This is a genomic window from Scytonema sp. HK-05 (assembly GCF_963872035.1).
Classification (GTDB): domain Bacteria; phylum Cyanobacteriota; class Cyanobacteriia; order Cyanobacteriales; family Nostocaceae; genus Kalymmatonema.
This window is the reverse complement of sequence record NZ_CAWMYC010000114.1, coordinates 193,903-212,674: the sequence shown is the minus strand read 5'-3', so window position 1 is coordinate 212,674 and position 18,772 is coordinate 193,903. Positions and strand designations below refer to the sequence as shown.

General features: G+C 43.0%; 16 protein-coding genes and 4 pseudogenes. 5 read left to right on the top strand and 15 right to left on the bottom strand.

The annotated features are described in order from the left end of the window. Positions 1-50: 50 nt before the first annotated feature. Positions 51-596 (bottom strand): annotated as a pseudogene (locus AACT52_RS23595) (PhnD/SsuA/transferrin family substrate-binding protein); the annotation flags it as partial. Positions 597-816: 220 nt separating this feature from the next. Between AACT52_RS23595 and AACT52_RS23590 the strand changes: the two are divergent. Beyond that, positions 817-975: a hypothetical protein gene (locus AACT52_RS23590; protein ID WP_158054500.1), complete on the top strand. Its 159-nt coding sequence runs from the start codon at positions 817-819 to the stop codon at positions 973-975. Positions 976-1,006: 31 nt separating this feature from the next. Here the strand turns inward: AACT52_RS23590 and AACT52_RS23585 are convergent. Further along, positions 1,007-1,432 (bottom strand): annotated as a pseudogene (locus AACT52_RS23585) (DUF4351 domain-containing protein); the annotation flags it as partial. Positions 1,433-1,624: 192 nt separating this feature from the next. Here AACT52_RS23585 and AACT52_RS23580 point away from each other — a divergent pair. Next, positions 1,625-2,750: pseudogene (locus tag AACT52_RS23580) on the top strand (RNA-guided endonuclease InsQ/TnpB family protein). 41 nt (positions 2,751-2,791) lie between these two features. Here the strand turns inward: AACT52_RS23580 and AACT52_RS23575 are convergent. From AACT52_RS23575 to AACT52_RS23545, 7 genes and pseudogenes are all read right to left on the bottom strand, one after another. Continuing rightward, positions 2,792-3,328: pseudogene (locus AACT52_RS23575) on the bottom strand (hypothetical protein); the annotation flags it as partial. Positions 3,329-3,517: 189 nt separating this feature from the next. Then, positions 3,518-6,403 (bottom strand): pentapeptide repeat-containing protein, encoded by a 2,886-nt coding sequence (locus AACT52_RS23570; RefSeq protein ID WP_073627414.1) that lies wholly within the window; start codon positions 6,401-6,403, stop codon positions 3,518-3,520. 56 nt (positions 6,404-6,459) lie between these two features. Next, a complete protein-coding gene (locus AACT52_RS23565) occupies positions 6,460-6,741 on the bottom strand; it encodes a hypothetical protein (protein ID WP_143172709.1) in 282 nt (93 codons plus the stop codon). Between the two features lie 183 nt (positions 6,742-6,924). Next, positions 6,925-7,398 (bottom strand): hypothetical protein, encoded by a 474-nt coding sequence (locus tag AACT52_RS23560; protein ID WP_073627410.1) that lies wholly within the window; start codon positions 7,396-7,398, stop codon positions 6,925-6,927. Between the two features lie 282 nt (positions 7,399-7,680). Further along, on the bottom strand, positions 7,681-8,721 hold the full coding sequence (locus AACT52_RS23555; protein WP_073627408.1) for a PDDEXK nuclease domain-containing protein: 1,041 nt from the start codon (positions 8,719-8,721) through the stop codon (positions 7,681-7,683). Positions 8,722-8,724: 3 nt separating this feature from the next. Beyond that, positions 8,725-9,120, bottom strand: coding sequence for a RidA family protein (locus AACT52_RS23550; RefSeq protein WP_073627406.1), 396 nt, complete (start codon positions 9,118-9,120; stop codon positions 8,725-8,727). Positions 9,121-9,161: 41 nt separating this feature from the next. Beyond that, positions 9,162-9,593: an NUDIX domain-containing protein gene (locus AACT52_RS23545; protein ID WP_073627404.1), complete on the bottom strand. Its 432-nt coding sequence runs from the start codon at positions 9,591-9,593 to the stop codon at positions 9,162-9,164. Between the two features lie 188 nt (positions 9,594-9,781). On the opposite strand from AACT52_RS23545, the gene malQ reads away from it, so the two are divergent. Next, complete coding sequence (malQ, locus tag AACT52_RS23540) at positions 9,782-11,290, top strand: 4-alpha-glucanotransferase (protein ID WP_073627402.1); 1,509 nt, start codon at positions 9,782-9,784, stop codon at positions 11,288-11,290. Between the two features lie 126 nt (positions 11,291-11,416). Here the strand turns inward: malQ and AACT52_RS23535 are convergent, their stop codons facing one another. Next, positions 11,417-12,229: a helix-turn-helix domain-containing protein gene (locus tag AACT52_RS23535; RefSeq protein ID WP_073627400.1), complete on the bottom strand. Its 813-nt coding sequence runs from the start codon at positions 12,227-12,229 to the stop codon at positions 11,417-11,419. 33 nt (positions 12,230-12,262) lie between these two features. Further along, entirely contained in the window at positions 12,263-13,021 is a 759-nt protein-coding gene (locus AACT52_RS23530) for a pseudouridine synthase (protein WP_073627398.1), read from the bottom strand. A gap of 145 nt (positions 13,022-13,166) precedes the next feature. Between AACT52_RS23530 and AACT52_RS23525 the strand changes: the two genes are divergently transcribed. After that, a complete protein-coding gene (locus AACT52_RS23525) occupies positions 13,167-13,883 on the top strand; it encodes an LmeA family phospholipid-binding protein (protein WP_073627397.1) in 717 nt (238 codons plus the stop codon). A 222-nt stretch (positions 13,884-14,105) separates the two neighbouring features. Here the strand turns inward: AACT52_RS23525 and dps are convergent, their stop codons facing one another. Continuing rightward, entirely contained in the window at positions 14,106-14,654 is a 549-nt protein-coding gene (gene dps, locus AACT52_RS23520) for a DNA starvation/stationary phase protection protein Dps (RefSeq protein WP_073627396.1), read from the bottom strand. A 420-nt stretch (positions 14,655-15,074) separates the two neighbouring features. Then, positions 15,075-15,974 (bottom strand): AraC family transcriptional regulator, encoded by a 900-nt coding sequence (locus AACT52_RS23515; protein WP_073627395.1) that lies wholly within the window; start codon positions 15,972-15,974, stop codon positions 15,075-15,077. 250 nt (positions 15,975-16,224) lie between these two features. On the opposite strand from AACT52_RS23515, the gene AACT52_RS23510 reads away from it, so the two are divergent. Beyond that, positions 16,225-16,395, top strand: coding sequence for a hypothetical protein (locus tag AACT52_RS23510; RefSeq protein ID WP_158054498.1), 171 nt, complete (start codon positions 16,225-16,227; stop codon positions 16,393-16,395). A 654-nt stretch (positions 16,396-17,049) separates the two neighbouring features. On the opposite strand, the gene AACT52_RS23505 is transcribed toward AACT52_RS23510, so the two are convergent. After that, positions 17,050-17,937 (bottom strand): phosphatidate cytidylyltransferase, encoded by an 888-nt coding sequence (locus AACT52_RS23505; protein ID WP_073627394.1) that lies wholly within the window; start codon positions 17,935-17,937, stop codon positions 17,050-17,052. 114 nt (positions 17,938-18,051) lie between these two features. Next, on the bottom strand, positions 18,052-18,654 hold the full coding sequence (cbiT, locus tag AACT52_RS23500; protein WP_073627451.1) for a precorrin-6Y C5,15-methyltransferase subunit CbiT: 603 nt from the start codon (positions 18,652-18,654) through the stop codon (positions 18,052-18,054). Positions 18,655-18,772 lie beyond the last annotated feature (118 nt).

Below are 18,772 nucleotides of genomic sequence, written 5' to 3'. Positions count from 1 at the left end.
GCTAAATCGAAGATTATAGCGCGGGTCTTATAGCCCCCGAACCCCCACTAGATAAACCCCGATCCAGAAGTGGGCGAAGTAAATGCCATTCTTTTACCCCGCAGCTGTTCCAAGGTCGCTTTCGATGTGCCTAAAGTTTTGAGCGAGCTATCTTTGGGGACAACAAAAATTGAATTATAAGTGTATCTTCCAGAGTAAGTCGGACGTACCTCTGCTAAATACAAGCGTGCGCCTGCGAGTTGTTCAGCTTTCAACGCCGGACGGCTGCTTAAAAAAGCCACATCAGCGGTGTTTCCTCTCAAGGCTTCTACAGCAGCTGTATCATCGCCGATTTTTGCCTGAACTGGTGTTCCTAGTTCTTTGGACAAAAATGTCGCGACTGCATTTGCTTTATTTTGCAAGTCTGTAGAATCAGACCTATTAGGAAAGATAACTGTTAAAGTTTTTTGCTCTGTTTGAGCAACTAAGGTTGAACTCTTCTGATTTCGGGTTGAGTTAGCAATAGCTTGCATACCTCCAAAGCAACCAGCAACTAACCCTGTCAGCACTGCAAACGCAGCGCCAGCACTCAAGAAACCCTTTTTCCTCACACTCATTTGCCACCCTCCATTAGAAAAGTTTCTTAATAATTTTGAGAATGTGTTTTAACAAGATTGTTATTAAGAGAAAATATTATTAAGCTTTTAGGAGAAAAAGTCAATCAGTGCTGAGTCCTTCTTTGGGTATTGGCTAGAAAACCTGAACTCAGAACCCCACCCCCAACCCCTCCCCGCAAGCGAGGAGGGGGGGAATAAGCTTGATGGTTCCAAATTTAAAATGCACATTACTATAGCTGAAAAACAAGATCCCCGACTTCGCAAAAGTTGTCGGGGATCTGTGTCTCGGTGCAAGATCGATGGCGCGATCGCCTACGGCGGGGCGCAGCCCATCGCTTCCTTAAGCTGCAAAGATCGCCCGCGTGGTCGGTTACAATAAATGCGATCGCTTGGTTAAGCTGCGAAAATTGTTAATTTTCAGTTTCATTAGGATGTGCTTGTAACCAATTTAGCAAGTCACCCATTGCTGTAAAATCTAATAAGGCTTCGCCAAGTGCTTCTAAATCTTCCAGTGAAAGAGCCTGTACTTGCTTTTTAACCTCTTGAGATAGCTCTCCTACTCGTCTTTGTAGTAGCCGTAGAACGAGTTCTTGCTGTCCACGTTCGTAGCCAATGCGCTCGCCTGTAGTGATATAGCTCATTGCACGCTCCTGCTCAAACTCCTTAAAATCTTGCCAAAACTCTGCTTCTAATGCTTTTGGTAAAATCATAACCCAATCGACGAAGCGGTAAAGGTTACGAATATCTTTTTCTGGAAAACCTAATTCGTACAATCGGCGAATTAAGCTAAATTTCCAAGTTTTGCGTTCTCCTGGCTTTTTACCGAAAAATTGGGTTTAAAGCCCCGTCCTTTTAGGACGGCTTTTTCTTTGTCTTTAAGCTTCTAACGAGTTCCCTAAGCACGTCGGTTTTTGTCCTACCAACTGCCTTGCAGTAATCTTCAAGAATTTCAAGTTCATACTCTTCTAGTCTAAAATCTAATCGTTTCTTCATGCGAATTGTACGTATTATTGATGTACAATATTAGCATGAAAACATTGAAGTTTAAGTTCTACAACCAGAAGCGCAATAAACACCTCAAGCGAAAGATTAACGCTTCTGGGGTGATTTATAACCATTGCATTGCTCTTCATCGTCGGTACTACCGTATGTGGGGCAAACACCTAGCTTGCGGAAAACTTCAATCTCACATTGCTAAGTTGCGGAAACGTAACCCATTCTGGCAGTCAGTAGGTTCTCAAGCAGTACAAGATATTTGTCAACGCATTGAGAAGGCATACCAACTATTTTTCAAACATAACAAAAAAGGAGTTAGACCACCGGGATTCAAGAAGGTTAAGAAGTATAAATCATTCACCCTTAAACAAGCAGGATACAAGTTTATTGGGGGTAATAGGGTCAAAATTGGAAATCGGGTTTATCAATTTTGGAAGTCTAGAGAGATTGAGGGAACGGTCAAAACACTAACTATCAAGCGTACACCGTTGGGTGAATTGTTTATGGTTGTTGTCGTTGATAATTGTCCTGAATCTGAAGCTGAATTCACGACTGGTAGAATAGCGGGGTTTGACTTTGGACTCAAGACATTTCTTACTTGCTCTGATGGTTCCAAGATTGAATCACCGCAATTTCTCAAACAGTCCCTTAACGCTATCAAAAAAGCGAGTAGACAGCACTCCAAAAAGTTGAAAGGGTCAGCTAATCGAGAACGGGCAAGAAAGAATCTGGTACGCAAGCATGAACACGTAACCAACCAAAGACGTGATTGGTTTTGGAAACTTGCCCATGAGCTAACCAACAAGTTTGATGTGTTATGTTTTGAAACACTCAACCTCAAAGGAATGCAACGTCTTTGGGGACGCAAGATATCAGACTTGGCTTTTGGGGAATTTCTACAAATTCTAGAGTGGATTGCCAAAAACAAAGGTAAGCAAGTCGTATTTATAGATCAATGGTATCCGTCTACCAAAACTTGTTCTATTTGTGGACACGTTCTAGAAAAATTAGATTTGTCAGTTAGAGAGTGGCGTTGTCCTTCTTGTCAATCAGTGAATGGGAGGGACGAAAACGCAGCTAAGAATATTTGTGCAGTTGGGGCATCAACTGCACAGGTTAGACGATGTAAGACGGGCAACGCCTGCAATTGTTGTTTGAGCCTAGAATCCCCGCACTTATAGGGCGGGGAGTATGTCAATCGTCTGCTGTGTTTTCAAATGTGCCATCACAACCGTTGCAAAAGGATTATTGCTATTCTCTAATTCCGTCCAACGGTTTTGATAATCGAGAAGCTTGATGGTTCCAAATTGAAAATGCACACTCGTATCGGAATAATTATAACTGTATTGATTTGGTCGCCATGTCGGGTCTGTATCACACAAAATCGCTAAACTAATGGCTGGTTTCGCAAATCTGTCAAAAATTCGTAGGTTGTAAGAAAACATTCTTTCTGCAAAGTTATCTTCCGGTTTCGCCTGGATTTCGACATGGATTAACAGCCAAATTTCTTCTCCTTTAATTTGCCAAACTTTCACTAATTTATCTGCATATCTTCTTCCCTGTTCGGCATTGCGGGCTATTTGTTGAAATTCCTTATCGAGAAATTCATGGGGACGTTTCCAATTAATTAATGCAGCCGTTTGAGGGAAGAAGAATTCCATTGCTTCGGGAAAGTAAGCTTCTAAGATTTCTTTCCACGGTGAATCATTATCGACCCTTTCGCGTTCAGAGGTCATGAATGAGCTTGGTAATATGGTACTGGTGTTTCAATTATCAAGCTTATGATGCAATATAGCGGTTCTCATTGACACTGCGAAGATCGCACTCCATCGAAAAACAAGATCCCCGACTTCTTAAAGAAGTCGGGGATCTGTGGCTCTTTAAATTTGGAGTGTGACGCTGGCGCTGACACAGCTGAGGCTTTGCTAAGATTCATCAGACGTTGAATCTTCATCTAAGTATGTTAAATCTTTGCCCTCAAGGATTGTTCCTGCAAAGTTTGCCCCTTCACGCTTTGTCTTTTTAAGGTCCGCCCCTCTAAGGACCGCCCCTCTAAGGACCGCCCCTCTAAGGTCCGCCCGACTAAGGTCCGCCCCTCTAAGGTCCGCCCGACTAAGGTCCGCCCCTCTAAGGACCGCCTCTCTAAGGTCCGCCCCACTAAGGTCCGCCTCTGTAAACTTCGCCTCTCTAAGGTCCGCCTCTCTAAGGTTTGCCCCAGTAAGGTCCGCCCAACTAAGGTCCGCCCAACTAAGGTCCACCTCTATAAGGTTTGCCCCAGTAAGGTCCGCCCCTCTAACGACCGCCATATAAAAATCTTTGTGGATGAGAATGCAGTTTTGCAAATCTAAAAAACTCAAGCATTTTAAGCAAAACACTTGATCATCATAATTAACTCTCTGCCCATGCAGTCGAGAAATCCAAACACCAAAATTTTTAAAGTATTCTGTCTCTTCTTTTCCTGGAGTTTGTTTGACTGAATCATGCCATTTAATATGAGAAATTTCTTCTGTGACTCTAGCGCAAGCATTCAAAACAGCTAACAGCGCTTCTTCTGCATTACGTGCTTGTCGGTTTTGTTCTTTAAATTGACCTAAATGTAATTCTTCCATTGGCATACCATCATGCAGCATATAGCTAATGAGGTGGCAGAGTGTCTGCTGCCATTTGCCAACTTCAGCTTTATCCTTCAACCGCATTTCACCCAGAAGAAACTTAAAAATGTACTCATCCATAGCAGTTGAACCGCAAAGGTTTGCCCACGCTTTTAGAGCGTCTTTTTCATCCCATCCTTTCTCAAAGTTATTTTGGCGGTCTTCCAAATTTTCGTAAATTGTTTTGACTCCCCGCACAATGCGTCTTGCAGTCAAATATTCACCAAAAGTTTTGTGAGTAAATTCAAAAGTATTTTCATCATCCTTAACCTCACCTTTGCGGAAATAAAAGGCAGTCAAAAGACGAGTAACCCCTTTTTCTGCAACTTGCTTATATTCTTCAAAAAGTTTTTTTAACGGCGGAGTGCTAGCATATTTCTTTTCAATCTTTTTAACTGTTGTTGTTCTGCCATCTCCATGCCAGCAAGCTATAGCGATTTCTTCAAGAATGCGGGCAAAATCTTCATCATTTTTAATATCAAATTCCTTAACTGCCGCGTGTTGTTTATTATCTGCCCAACCTCGTTTATAAACTCCTTGTAATAACTGCCCATAGATATAACTTAAATTGCTGCTTTGTTCTGATTGCAATTTACCTTCGACAAAAACAGATGCGACTAGGTAGCTTTGCAAAGGTTGGGAAGTAATTTCTGTAAAATCTTCTGACTCTAAATCTGATGGTAATCCATCGAAATCTTGACCTATTGCTTTAGCATATTTCTGCCACCAAAGGTTCCGCTGGTCTTGTTCTAACAACTTTTTATCATCAATGTAATTATTTCTTCGGTTTTCATTTTGCGTTACAAAATAAGGCAAAATATGCAGAATCTGATGGGTTTGGCGCAACACACTGCTATGTGCTTGCTGGACTACCAATTCACGACCACTAATTAAGACTTGCAATTTACAATTGTCAGAGTCATTTAACTTTTCTACTTGTCTCTGCACAACACTAACAAATTCTTGGGCAATGTCTTTATCAATTTTTCCCCGCATTGACAACTCATCTAATCCATCAAAAATAATCAGTAAGCGTGATACAGAATTATCTCGTTTTAAGGGATTTGGAGGCAAAGGAATTCGATGTGTAGATTCAATAAAATTGCTGATTTCATCTACCAAATCACCCTTTAAATCAAAAAGATGCAAAGGAATAAATAAAACTTGAACATTGTGTTTTATTTCTTTTTTTTCTTCCTTTAACAGTTTAGCTGCAAACCATTTAGTAAAAGAAGATTTACCACTTCCTGGTCCTCCACTAATAACGCGGATAGCATCTTTAGGTTCAGCAGTATTTAACCAATTTGTTAATTCACTTTCTAGCTCAACAACTATTTTCTCACATTGTTTATTTTTTGTTGTCTGGCGCTGGGCATCATCATCATTTTTCCCCTTAATCTCACGCTCATAGTATGCACGTAAGGGAACATAAACATCTCTCAGGGTAAAAGCTTCATCAAAAATTCGTTGATTGACTTGGTTTTGCAGCCATGCTGAATACAACCGCCATGCTTGTTCCTTTTTACCTTCGCGTTCAGCAGCCGCAATAAAAGGGCTATTGAGTTCTTCTTGCAAAGGAATATATTTATCACTATTATTATTCCACTCTTGATGCAAAGCATAAACAAACTGAGTGGGAAGCCTATCACTGATGACTTTTACCTGTGCCTTATTAAGACCAAAACTTTCTAACCATTCTGCAAAAGGAGTTTTAACTGCTTGAATAAAATAAGTTTCGTTATCTGGAGCAACAGGAGTTTCTTTTGATTTAATAATAAGCCATACTATAGGGTTGTCAAAAAAGCCAGGATAAATAGTCAGTTCTTTACCTATTAAAAATTGGTTTAGGCAATATTCAGAAAGTACCGCAATGATATTCTCAGTTACTTGCGTATATATCTGTCGATAGTCTTTCACCAAGCTCTCTATCGCTTGCTTGAGAGAATGAAGAATTAGCAGCCAAGCAAGTTCTCCTGGTTGTTTTGTGCGCCCAAGTGATGCTCCAATATCTACAAGATTTTCTGGCACGTTGCTCAAATTAACAGTCGCAAGATTTGCTATTGTTTTGGCTAATGCTATCCAAAGCTCTCGCTGCTTAATCTCAGGTTTCCTTTTTAATTGACCGGGCTGAGTGACGCGGATTCCTGGTGTGCTGCTCATAGCCGTTGTATTATTTACCTGGTAGAAGTACTTATCCTATTTATTAAAACAACGTCTCACATTGCTTTTCCTAAAACATAGCAGTAATTTTCATAATTGATTGAGCAGGAGTGACATTTCACCCTCAGAAGCTCAGCATTGAATCTCAAAGCTTCACATTTCACCTTCAAAAGCTCAATGCTGAGCCTCAGAAGCTTAACGTTGAGCCTCAAAAGGTCAAACTTCACCTTCAGAAGCTCAATGTTGACTCTCAGAAGCTCAAACTTCACCTTCAGAAGCTCAACGTTGACTCTCAAAAGCTCAAACTTCACCTTCAAAAGCTCAACGTTGACTCTCAAAAGCTCAACTTGTTAATGCCGGTGCGTTAGGCGCTTTGCTCATGTTCTTCGTTATAAATCATATCCAAGGGTGCGCCTAACACACCCTACTGGGTAATTGACTAAGCTTGATAGGTTTGTAGTTAGCGCTGAAGCGCTAAAGCGCCAACTACGAACTAATGTCAGAATGAGGTATTCCAAATCTTAGCTAGCTGAAATATCCGATGCTTTTTTCTTAGTACGACGGGTAAACCTGCGCCCCATCTCATTAATAACCGCATCTAAACCCATCACGTTTCCACTTGCTTTGGCATAACTATAAACTGCTAGCGCTGATGTATACGCTTCACTCCCAGCGGTCATACACGTATCATCCACTAATTCTTGCAGTTGCGTTAGAGACAGCAGCACGGGATATAACGCTTCATACAACATCATATCCCGGCGCATCTCTTCCAAATCAAAAGAACGGGGAAGAAAATCTGGGTTTTGCGTCGCCACTTCTAACGCTTTGCTGACAAAAGCCCGACTTTTATCTCCCATCTTTAGCATTGTGCGCCGTTCTTCAGTTGTCAAATCAATCAAAAACGGTAATTTTTCGCGAATGGTAGCAATAGCCTGCATCACAGCTTGGCGATCGCTTTGGGAAAAGCTAGCACTAATCCGATTGTCTGCCATTTTTCATACTCCTTTGGGATACCTAAATACAGTGTTCCCAAATGAAGAAAGGCAATCACATATTCGCTCACTTGTCAATGTATTAATTTGGTAATCTAAGCCGCATATCGAATGATTTCTACTTGGATACTATTGTTAACAGAAACCAGCCAGTAGGGTGCGTTAGAGCGCAGCGCAACGCACCATTCCTAACGGTGCGTTACGGCAAAAATATTTATTCTCGCTATCTTTAGTCACCTTGTGCCGTAACACACCCTACTTAATATTTTCTTTACTTCATCTTTATTCCTGAATTTCTACCGACACCGCATCTAACTCTGCCTCCAACTGTTCAACTGTAGGCAAACTTCCTTGTAAATTCTCCGGCAAAGCCTGTCTTAATTGATATGTAGAAACACCAATCGGCTTATTCATATCTCGCAAAGCGTATTCTACAATTGTTTTATTTCTGCTCTTGCACAAAATCATCCCAATGCTGGGTTCGTCGTTTAGATGTCTTAGCAAATCATCCACAGCAGAAACGTAGAAATTCATCTTGCCTGAAAACTCAGGCTTAAACTCTTCAATCTTTAAGTCAATTACTACAAAGCAGCGCAAACGCAAGTGATAAAACAATAAATCTATATAAAAATCTTCGCCTCCAACTTCCAAATGATACTGGCTTCCTACAAAAGCAAAACCTACTCCCAGTTCTAATAAGAAATCACGAATATGGTTAATTAACGCCTTCTCTAAATCACGCTCTTGCGCTGCTTCTCCTAAACTAAGAAAATCGAAATTATACGGGTCTTTAATAATTTCCTGTGCTAGTTCTGATTGAGGTTTGGGAAGAGTACGCTCAAAGTTAGTGATACTCTTTCCTTGCCTGTGGTAAAGTCCACTTTCAATTTGATGAACTAATACATTGCGACTCCAACCCTGTTGTATTGTCTGACGAATATACCACTCGCGTTCAGCACTATCTTTAACTTTATCTATGAGGACGCAATTATGAAACCAGGGAATTTGTGCAGCAGCCCGCTGCACAAATTCTTGATCAGGGTAAGCCTCAGCAAAAGCCCGCATATACTTAAGATTGCGAGACGATAACCCCTTAATCTCTGGAAAAGCTTTGCGTAAGTCAGCAGGCAAACGCTCAATCACCTTTGCTCCCCAGCCTTGCTGTTGCTGTCGCCAAAGGATATCTCGTCCAATTTGCCAATACAAAAGTATTAATTCGCGGTTGACAGCAAGCGCCGCCTGTACTTGAGCTTGTCTTATACGTTCTTTGAGTTCGCCCAAGAATTCTTCATATTCTTGAGCAAGTGGTAACTCATTCGCCATGACTCAGCCTGAAATCACCGCGATACACTCAATCTCTACCAACACATCCTTAGGCAAACGCGACACCTGCACAGACGCACGCGCTGGCGCTGTCGCTTCATCAAAAGACTTTGCATACACCGCATTCATCGCCGCAAAATCATTCATATCTGCCAAGAACACACTCGTTTTCACGACATCCTGAAAAGTCGCCCCAGCAGCCGTAAGTATCGCCTCTAAATTTGCCATCACCTGTTGTGTCTGCACAGTCACATCCCCCTCACCAACAATCTTTCCCGTATTGGGATCAAGAGGAATTTGACCAGCCACAAAAATCATTTCACCAGAAGCTGCGATCGCTTGATTATATGGTCCCACTGGTGCAGGTGCATTATCAGTACGAATAACCCTTTTACTCATCTCTCCTCCTCTGCGCCCTCTGCGCCTCTGTGGTTCCTGATCTACTCCAACCTTGGACGTATCCCATAATGTAGATAACGCCAGTAATCCCGCAGAATCTTATCATGGTCAAAACACAATTGACCAGGCACGCGCCAAGACTCAAAAATTCCTATACCCTTAGCATCATCCCCCGCCTTGGGTTCACCCGTCGCCGTTGCCAAAAACACAATGCTTAATGTGTGCTGACGGGGATCACGGCTCGGATCGGAGTATACATGAAATTGTTCAATTAACTCCACCTGCAAGCCAGTCTCTTCCAAAGCTTCGCGCCGCGCCGCAATCTCCACAGATTCGCCGTAATCTACAAAACCACCAGGGATAGCCCAGCCTAAAGGTGGATTATGTCGCTCAATTAACACTATAGGTCGATGAGGACGATCACCTAATTCGATGATGATATCAACTGTCGGAGCAGGATTTCGGTAACTCATAGTTATTAGTCATTAGTCATTAGTCATGAGTCAAGAGTCAACAGTGAAATATTTTTACTGTGAGCTAATGGTATCGGCTGGACAAAGGATAAACAACGCGAGTTTAGTGGATTCATAGCCAGTTACTGTTCCGTGATAAACTTCGGTGCGATAGCGCCATCGCGTCCTCAATTAATAGCAGGTTAAGTATGCCTTTTCCTAGATCCAGTGGTATTTTGCTACATCCCACCTCCTTTCCCGGTCGATTTGGCATTGGGGATTTAGGCTTAGAAGCATATCGCTTCATTGATTTTCTCAGAGAGAGCGGTCAGCAATTTTGGCAAGTTCTACCTTTAGGACCAACTGGGTACGGTAATTCTCCTTATGCTTCTTTTTCAGCATTGGCTGGAAATCCCCTGCTGATTAGTCCAGACAAACTTGTAGAGCAGGGTTGGCTAGCACAGGAGGACTTTGCTAATTTACCAACATTTGAGGTGTCCAAGGTAGATTACGACAAAGTTAGACCAATTAAAATTGAGCTGCTCAAAAAAGCCTGTGAGAACTTTAAAAACCAGGCATCGCCCATACAGCAAACGGAATTTGCTGGTTTTTGTGACAGCAAGGCTTATTGGTTGGATGATTATGCCGCGTTTATGGCGCTTAAAGATGCTCACGATGGAATAAGCTGGCATAAATGGAAGCCAGAACTTGCTAAGCGCGAACCGGAAGCGTTGGAACGGGTACAGCGGGAACTGACTGCGGAAATCTTTTTTCACAAATTCACCCAATATGAATTCTTCCGCGAGTGGTCGCAACTCAAAACTTATGCCAATATGAGCGGTATTCAAATTATCGGCGATATCCCCATCTACGTAGCCCATGATAGCGCCGACGTGTGGTCCCATCGCGACATTTTTAGCCTGGATGAAGAGACGGGAGAAGCGGCACTGATGGCGGGAGTTCCACCAGATTACTTTAGCGCTACTGGTCAATTGTGGGGCAACCCAGTTTATGAGTGGGAAGAACTGAAAAAACAAGACTATAAGTGGTGGATAGGGCGCTTTGAGGCCTTGCTAGATTATGTTGATGTGATTCGCATCGACCACTTCCGAGGGTTTGAAACTTACTGGGCTGTGAAAAGAGGGGAAGAAACAGCGATAAATGGCGAGTGGATTAAAGCCCCTGGAGAAGAGTTGTTCGAGGCGATTAAACTGAAGTTGGGCAAACTACCGATCATGGCGGAGGATTTAGGTGATATTACGCCAGATGTAGAAGCGCTGCGAGACAAGTTTGAATTTCCGGGGATGAAAATTTTGCAGTTTGCTTTTAGTGATGACGCGGGTAATCCGTTTTTACCGTTCAACTACCAACGCAATAGCATAGTTTACACCGGGACTCACGACAACGACACAACCGTAAGCTGGTTCAATAAAGCGACAGAACACGAAAAGCAATCCTTGTTGCTCTACCTGGGTTGTCAAAGCCCTGAAGGTATTGCCTGGGATTTTATTCGACTGGCTATGACTTCTGTGGCGAATCAGGCAATTCTCCCACTCCAGGATGTCTTGGGATTGGGAGGTGAAGCGCGGATGAATTTCCCTAGTATTGCTGAAGGAAACTGGGAGTGGCGATATGAGGCGGATGCTTTGACGAAGGAGTTAGGCGATCGCCTACAAACTCTCACCAGATTCTCTGGACGTGCGCCTCAACCTAAGTGAGGAAGTTCACGGGGACTGGGGACTAGGGATTAGGGACTCTTTACTGGGAGGAAATGAGGAAGATGAGGAGGACAAAGGAGAATTTCTAGTTCTTCCCTCACTTTCTCACTCCCTCACTCCTCCATCTCAATACTCAGTATTAGCTGCGATCGTAACTTGTTTCACTTTCCCAGGTTCTCCTAGTTGCTTGGGTTGTTGCTTGTTGACACTCACTAGCACGCCACCCGCATTACCTGCTTTGACAGTCAGTTCTCCCTGCGCAATCCAAGTTCGTTGGCTTCCCTGTGGAAGTTCACCCTCGTACTGAACTTTGCCATCGGCTACCACTCGAATCCAAGACTTCTCTTTCAAAGTCAGACCAATTTGCACCTGCTGATTGGCGTTAGTGCTGCTAAAGGATTCGCTCAAAGCTTGGCGTTGCTGTGTCTGATTATTTTGAGTGACTGGTGGTTGTGCAAGACGCTGTCTTTGTGGTTTCGGATTGCTTTGGCTATAACTTACTTGTGAAGTCGCGCTGTTGAGTAATCCAGACAAGCCACTGACAGAGCAGAAAATCACAAATATGTATAGCACGTAAAGATGGACGGGGCGTAATTGATCTACCCCGTTGGTTTTCCAGCCTGGCTTTAGACTCACGCGGTTCATACCTATGGGAAAAGTGCTAGAAAATTCTGCTCCATTTAACCCCAGTGCATCAGCAAATTGCCGTATCAAACCCTGAGTGTAAACTGGCTCTGGCAGTTCAGCTAAATTAGCTTGTTCTATCGCCTGCAATAGTCGTGGGGAAATTTTGGTCAACAGGGCCATTTCATGTAAGGATAGACCTTGTTCCAAGCGCACAGTCCAAAGTTGAGCACCCATGTCCGCTAGAATTTCGGCTCTTTGTTGCTCTATTGAAGGTGTTGACTCTAACTTGTCTTTCCTTCTTAGCCATTTCATATTCTGTTACACTCCTTAAACCACGCTGAATCATTAATAGGAATCTGCAGCAATTGCTTTTTTTAAAAAGCGAATTTCAAACTCTTCTAGGTGACGATACTCACCCTCAGCTAAATAGCCTTTTCCTGGCGTTTGTAATTGAATTGAACCGATAGCAGTGCGATGTAGTCTTATCACCGGATATCCCAACTGTTCGGCGATACGGCGAATTTGACGATTTCTCCCCTCCTTCAAAATAATTTCTAAACAGCTAGAATTGGCAAGCCTTTCTACGACTCGCACTTGTGCTGGTCGTGTTTTTCTCCCCTCCAAGACCACACCCTGACGCCACATCTGTAGCACTTCTTGTGGAGGATGTCCTTTGACCAAAACACGATATGTTTTGGGAATACTGTGACTGGGATGGGTTAGCCCAAATGTTAGGTCGCCATCGTTTGTAAGTATTAAAGCTCCTGTAGAGTCTACATCTAAGCGACCTACTGGGTGAATACCTTTACCGGAACTTATTTGTTTAGGTAGTAAGTCTAAGACTGTAGGTCTTCCTTGCTGGTCCTCGCAAGTCGTTACGACTCCGGTTGGTTTGTGCAGTAACAGGTACATTAAAGCTGGACGTTGCACAAAAGACACAAGCTCACCATCGACCGTGATCGTATCTGTTTGGGGATCAGCTTTTTGACCCATATGTGCTAATTCACCATTAACCCGCACGCGTGAGGCTTTGATCATTTCTTCAGCTTCACGACGTGAGGCTATACCCCACTGAGAAAGAATTTTTTGTAACCGCGCCTCCATGTGGAAATTACTTATAAGTGATGAAAATCGTTGATAAACAAAGAATATATTTAAATTTTGTCCTGAATCACTGTAAATGGTAAAGTAATAGCCTATTACAGTACTTGGCGTTTGTTAATTGCATATTCATAAGCAGAACGGTTAGATGCAAGAGTTAAATTCACACTCAACAAAATCAAACAAGGTACGGATTGTTACAACTATACTAACCAGAGCACTAAAGCTGTGGTTGAAAACACAAGTGAGCCAAATCTCCGAACTGGAAGTAGAGATTAAAGCGAGCGATCGCCAAATTCTCTCTGGTTGCATTCCGAGTGTATCTATTTTTGCCAGTCATGCAGTTTATCGAGGTCTCCATCTTACACAGATTGAACTAGTTGCAGAAAACATTCGGGTCAACATTGGCTCCGTACTTAAGGGACAGCCACTGCGACTGTTAGAAACAGTACCAGTAGTTGGCGAGTTGATTCAGTCAGAGGATGATCTCAATGCCTCCCTTTCATCTGCCTTATTACCAAGTGCTCTCAATGATGTTCTGGTTAAACTTTTACCAGAACACTGCCCAAAATCCAAGTCTATCAGTTGGCAAAAAATTCAGCTTCACAAGAGTAAAGCAATACTCTGCGCTATTTTGGCAGACGAAAGCGAACCGACTGACTTAGATATTAGTATGAGCCCGGAGTTACTGAGCACACAGGAATTGCAACTCTCATCAATCCAAGTCAAAAGCAATACTGGCTCGCAGTTTGAGGGTAATCACCAAGACCTGTATTTCAATCTAGGATCAGATGTTGATATCCAAGAGTTAACTCTCGTCCCAGGGCAGTTAGTGTGTCGTGGACGGATTAACGTCAACCCCTAATCATTAAAAATAAGAAACTAAAACAGGAAATTATTTATTTTTAATGATATATTTAGCTAGAAAATTTAGCTAGAAAAAATGATAGTGAAGCTGAGTACAGTTTTTCTAATTTCGTAGGACTGTGGCTGGTAATTGCGCTTACCGTACCTGAACCAGCAATCCTTACGAAACAGATGCAATTCTGTACTCAGTAGAACACAAGAGATTTTTTACAGTTGTTTGTTAGTTACAAGAAGCCACCTGATGATGCTCATCAAAGCATGAGGTCATCAGCTGTTCGTCCAAGAACCACAGACGCTTGTCGATTACCATCGAGATTTCAGCGTACAAGTACGCTGTATCTGCATCCCCCAGAATGGCAGTACGGTCAATGTTCTCCCACAGCAAAGAGCCATAGATGGATAGACGCTCTGCGAGGGATGCTACGTGTTCTTGACGTTCTGTAATATGAAAGGGGTATTCAGGTAATACTGAGTGTTTGACAGCTGCCCGAGCAGTTCCTCTGGCTAAACCACCAAGGGTTGTCACTCTCTCCGCAAGCAAATCAATATACACCTCCAGTTCCATTGCAATTTCATGAAACAGTTCGTGTAAAGCACAAAAGTTCATGTTTTTGATATTCCAACGCGCCTGCTTGACCTGAGTCTTCAAATCAACAGTAGTTGCAAGCGTTTGGTTGAGGATGTCAACAAGTTGCGCTTGAACTTCTAAGGGTGTACTATTGCGAGTGGCATCAGGGCGAGTACAGCGAGGCTTGCGATTATCGTTCATACGCTCTCCTCAAAAAGAAATAGGAAAAGGACGTAGTGGTAGAACGCCCAGCAAGCACTTTTTTGCAAACGTCTCTTTGGAGATGCACCGCAATACTCATCACTTTCATTCGATTTCTCCCAACACCCCTGAATTTGGCAGGGCTTTTTTCATGCTCCAAAACAAGAAATGCGGGGGATAAGGGAGGACATTATCCCCAGCCTTTATTGCTGCTGCAATTGTTGTGTGAACAACCTTGCTTTGATTAATGGGGCAAGAATTTCGCCTTGTGTTTTCACAAGGCAAGTATTAGGAGACTCAACTGGCTCGAATACCACTAGCCGACATTAATAGAGAATAGAGACTTTCATTTTTATCTAAGGTATATGAAACCGTGATTGCTGCTGTCTAGAGCATTCTTGCTGTTTTAGAAGATTCTTGCTATTTTCTGGAGGAGCGAATTTCTTTGGGTGTCACTCCCAACAGGCGCTTGAAGTGACGTGTGAATTGGCTTTGGTCAGCAAAACCAACCTGTGAGGCAATTTCAGAAATTTTTAGTTGACTTTGTAGGAGCAATATCTTGGCACGCTCAATCCGGCAGTGAATCACATATTGGTAGGGAGAAAGCCCTGTAGACTGCTTGAACAAGCGGGCGAAGTGGTACTGACTTATGCTGACTTCCTGTGCCATACTCCCAAGCAGTAAATTATCCGCTAAATTGTCAATAATAAACTCAATGACTCGCTGTAACTTATACTTCGGCAATCCTCCTTGATATTCTCGGAGTTTGTGCTTGGGTGCAGAGTAATGCTGCAATAAGTGAGCTGATAGCGCAGTTGCCATTGATTCAGCGTAAAGGCGACTAGCTGGTCCATCTGATTCCAGTGCTGTCTTAAGAGCAAGCCCCATTTGATAAATTAACGGATCGGGTTTGGAAAAGTGTGGTATTATTTCCAAAATATCTGGGTCAACTGACTCACCCGCAATATTTGAGACAAACTCAGAATCTAAGCACAAAGCGATAAATTCGGATTCCTGAGGAGAATATATCTTGTGGGTGACTTGAGGAGGAATGACCGCTACGTCGCCTCGTCTACAGTTCTCGGTTCTGTGGCAATCGCCTAGCCATCGCTCGAGCCCTGACTGACTTTTTAGACGAATCGCAAGTGTGTAATGTGATGCGTAATGTTCCGGGCTTTCATACTCTGGTTGAAGGTGGTATTCCAGAGACATATTCTCCCATCCAGCTTGGTGGCTAGATAGCAGAGGTGGTTTGGGGAGTACGCTCTTACGAGCTTCGACTCTAGTCACATCAAGGGCTAAAGCTTTCTCTTGTGGCATTGATTTCACCTCGTCTGCTAGGCTTTTGCCGTTAATTAGGTCAAAAACGTGTTGGCTATAGCTTGTAGTGGCTTGGTGTCGGTAAACCTAACTTCCTGGGCGACTATTAAGCAGAGCGTTACTTTTGGGAGTAACGCTTGCACAGGAACACAATTTCTTAGCTTATGACCAAAGAAAGAACTCACTAGTCAGAATTGTTAATTAGGGTACAAGCACCTAAATTCATTTCTGAAAAACAAAAAGGTTTATTATGCCTTCACGCACTCGCGAACGAGCCGAAAGTGTGCGACAAGGCGGAGCTTTGTTAAATCCCCTAAATTTATGGGCATGTCCAAGCTGCGTTCTTTTTAAAACATATATCGGTCATCGGCACTTAAGTGTCCAGTCGAATTGGCACGCGGCGCGTGAAATTCAGCCTTAGAAATTGACATACCTTTTGAGTGTTGCTTCTTTGATACAAACAAAGTTGCAACTGTTTTTCCTTTGAAGGCGAAACAACGGAAATTGTTACCCTTGCTAAGGAATTTAGCCCAAGGTTAGATACCGAAACATGGTGTTGCTTTCAGTAACAGTTATCATCACTATTAGCACATAATATTTATAAGAAGTTAAAGTAATCTTTACAATTACCAATAGAATCTATAAAAATTTTCGCAAACAAAGTAGACGTAAAGAAAAAGGATGAATCACAGCAGAGTTTATGCTTCATAATTCATCACATATATTTAATATCTGTTACTTAGCAAAGTTCTAATTAATTAGTAATAAATACTTAATCTTGTCAACTAAGCTTGCAGCGGGCAATATAAAAACCCGCGCAGTACAGCAAAACGGGTTGACTATAATCAGAGTTTTAAAATCCAAAAAGGTACGGCAGGACTTGTCAGAACCGAAGCAACTCAAGAACGTTTCAAACGCCCACCGTTGAATCAACAATGGCTAAAAGGAGACACCGTGCCTTTGAATAACGGCTTTCCAAGGTGTGCCTGGGAACCCGCCTACTCAAATTAGCTTAAGCGATATTGGGGACTTGGCTTAGTCCTCAAGAATCCCACACCTTGTAGGTGTGGGAGTGTCAATGATTTGCTAGCAACGGCAACAGAAGCGTGACAAAATAGTAAACCAAAGGAGCAGTAAAAATATAGCTATCCGTACGATCCAAGATACCTCCGTGACCGGGGATTAATTGCCCTGAATCCTTTACCCCAGCATCGCGCTTAAGCATAGATTCGGTTAGGTCGCCCAAAAGACCAGCAATGCCAATGAGCAAACCTAGTGCGACACCAGTAAAGGGGAATCTAGGCAAATGGAGGTAATAGGCTGCAAGTACAGCTACGAAGACGCTGGCTGCAACACCAAAAACAGCTCCTTCGACTGTTTTTTTCGGACTAATCTCCGACAAAGGAGTTTTCCCAAAGAATTTACCAATGATGTAAGCACCAATGTCAGTTGCCCAAATACAAACGAAGGTGAGCGCTGTTGCTGTCAGACCTTGGGGAAGAGAGGCAAAGTTTCGTTCCAGAAGATTTGTCCAAATTGTGGACAGGTAATCACCGACAGGTAGATTGGTGATGGCTGCACCATCAAGCGATCGCAACCGCACCCAGTAACTTGGCAGATACCCAGTGTAGAATAGCCCCAAAATGGAAGCGGCAATATCCGCGATTGTTGCCATTTTTGGCTGAAACAACAGGTAAAAGCAAATAAAAGTGCCAGCCAGTGGCGTCACGGCATCAGCTAAGTTCCCATCCAAAGTGCAAATGACCAGCAAAATTTGGCTAACAAACATGGTGGTTTTAGCAGTAGGAGCGATACCTTTTGCTCGCACCAAATCAAAATATTCTAGTTGACCTAGAAAGACGATAACCGCAAACAAAATAGTAAAGTACCACCCACCCAAAAGGGTCGCAGTCAAAGCAAGGGCTATTGCAACAATTCCACTAAAAATCCGAGACCAAGGCATGGGCAAAAGAGTGAAAAATGAAGAATGAAGAATGAAGAATGAAGAATGAAGAATGAAGAATGAAGAAACTTTTGCATCTTCTTTCTGGCTTCTTCTTTCTTCGTACTTTGATTTCTAGTCTAGTTTCTCACCACTGAGGATAAAAATGGGGTTGACAGCAGTAAAACTCTGAGAAGAACCTCGCGTCTCCAAGCGGTTCACAGCAGACTGGATGACTTCAATATTTCTCGCTTGCAACTGGGCAAAGCTTTGAGAAATTGCATACAGACCTTCTAGATTAGCCGCTGTGGCGACAACTCGACCTGAGGGAACCAAGTAACGCCACACTGCTTTCATAATTTCTTGGATGGGACGTCCTCCTTCAATACAAACGCGATCAGGAGCAACCTTTAGGTCTTGTAAACATTCCGGCGCGCTTCCTTCAATGACTTCGACATTCTTCACTTCAAAGCGATCGCAGTTGCGCCGAATCAAGTTGGCGACTTCTTCATCCCGTTCTACAGCAATGATCTGCCCACCTGGAGATAGCAACCCCGCTTCTACTGGAATCGTTCCCGTCCCTGCGCCAATGTCCCATAACACGGTATTAGGTAAAAGGCGCAGTTGCGCAAGTAACAGCAGTCTAATTTCTCGCTTGCTTAAGGGAATTCCTGGCAAGCGCTCGAACAAATCATCTGGAATACCAGGAGTAATATAAGGCCAAAGTTGGGAGGGCATAAGCAATTCACGCATTCAAAATCGCAAAGCGTCATAGTGAGCCGTAGCCTTGAGCGAAGCGAAGCAAAAGCGCCAAATTGGAAAAATAAGGGCTGATAAGGATGAACAGTACCCTTTT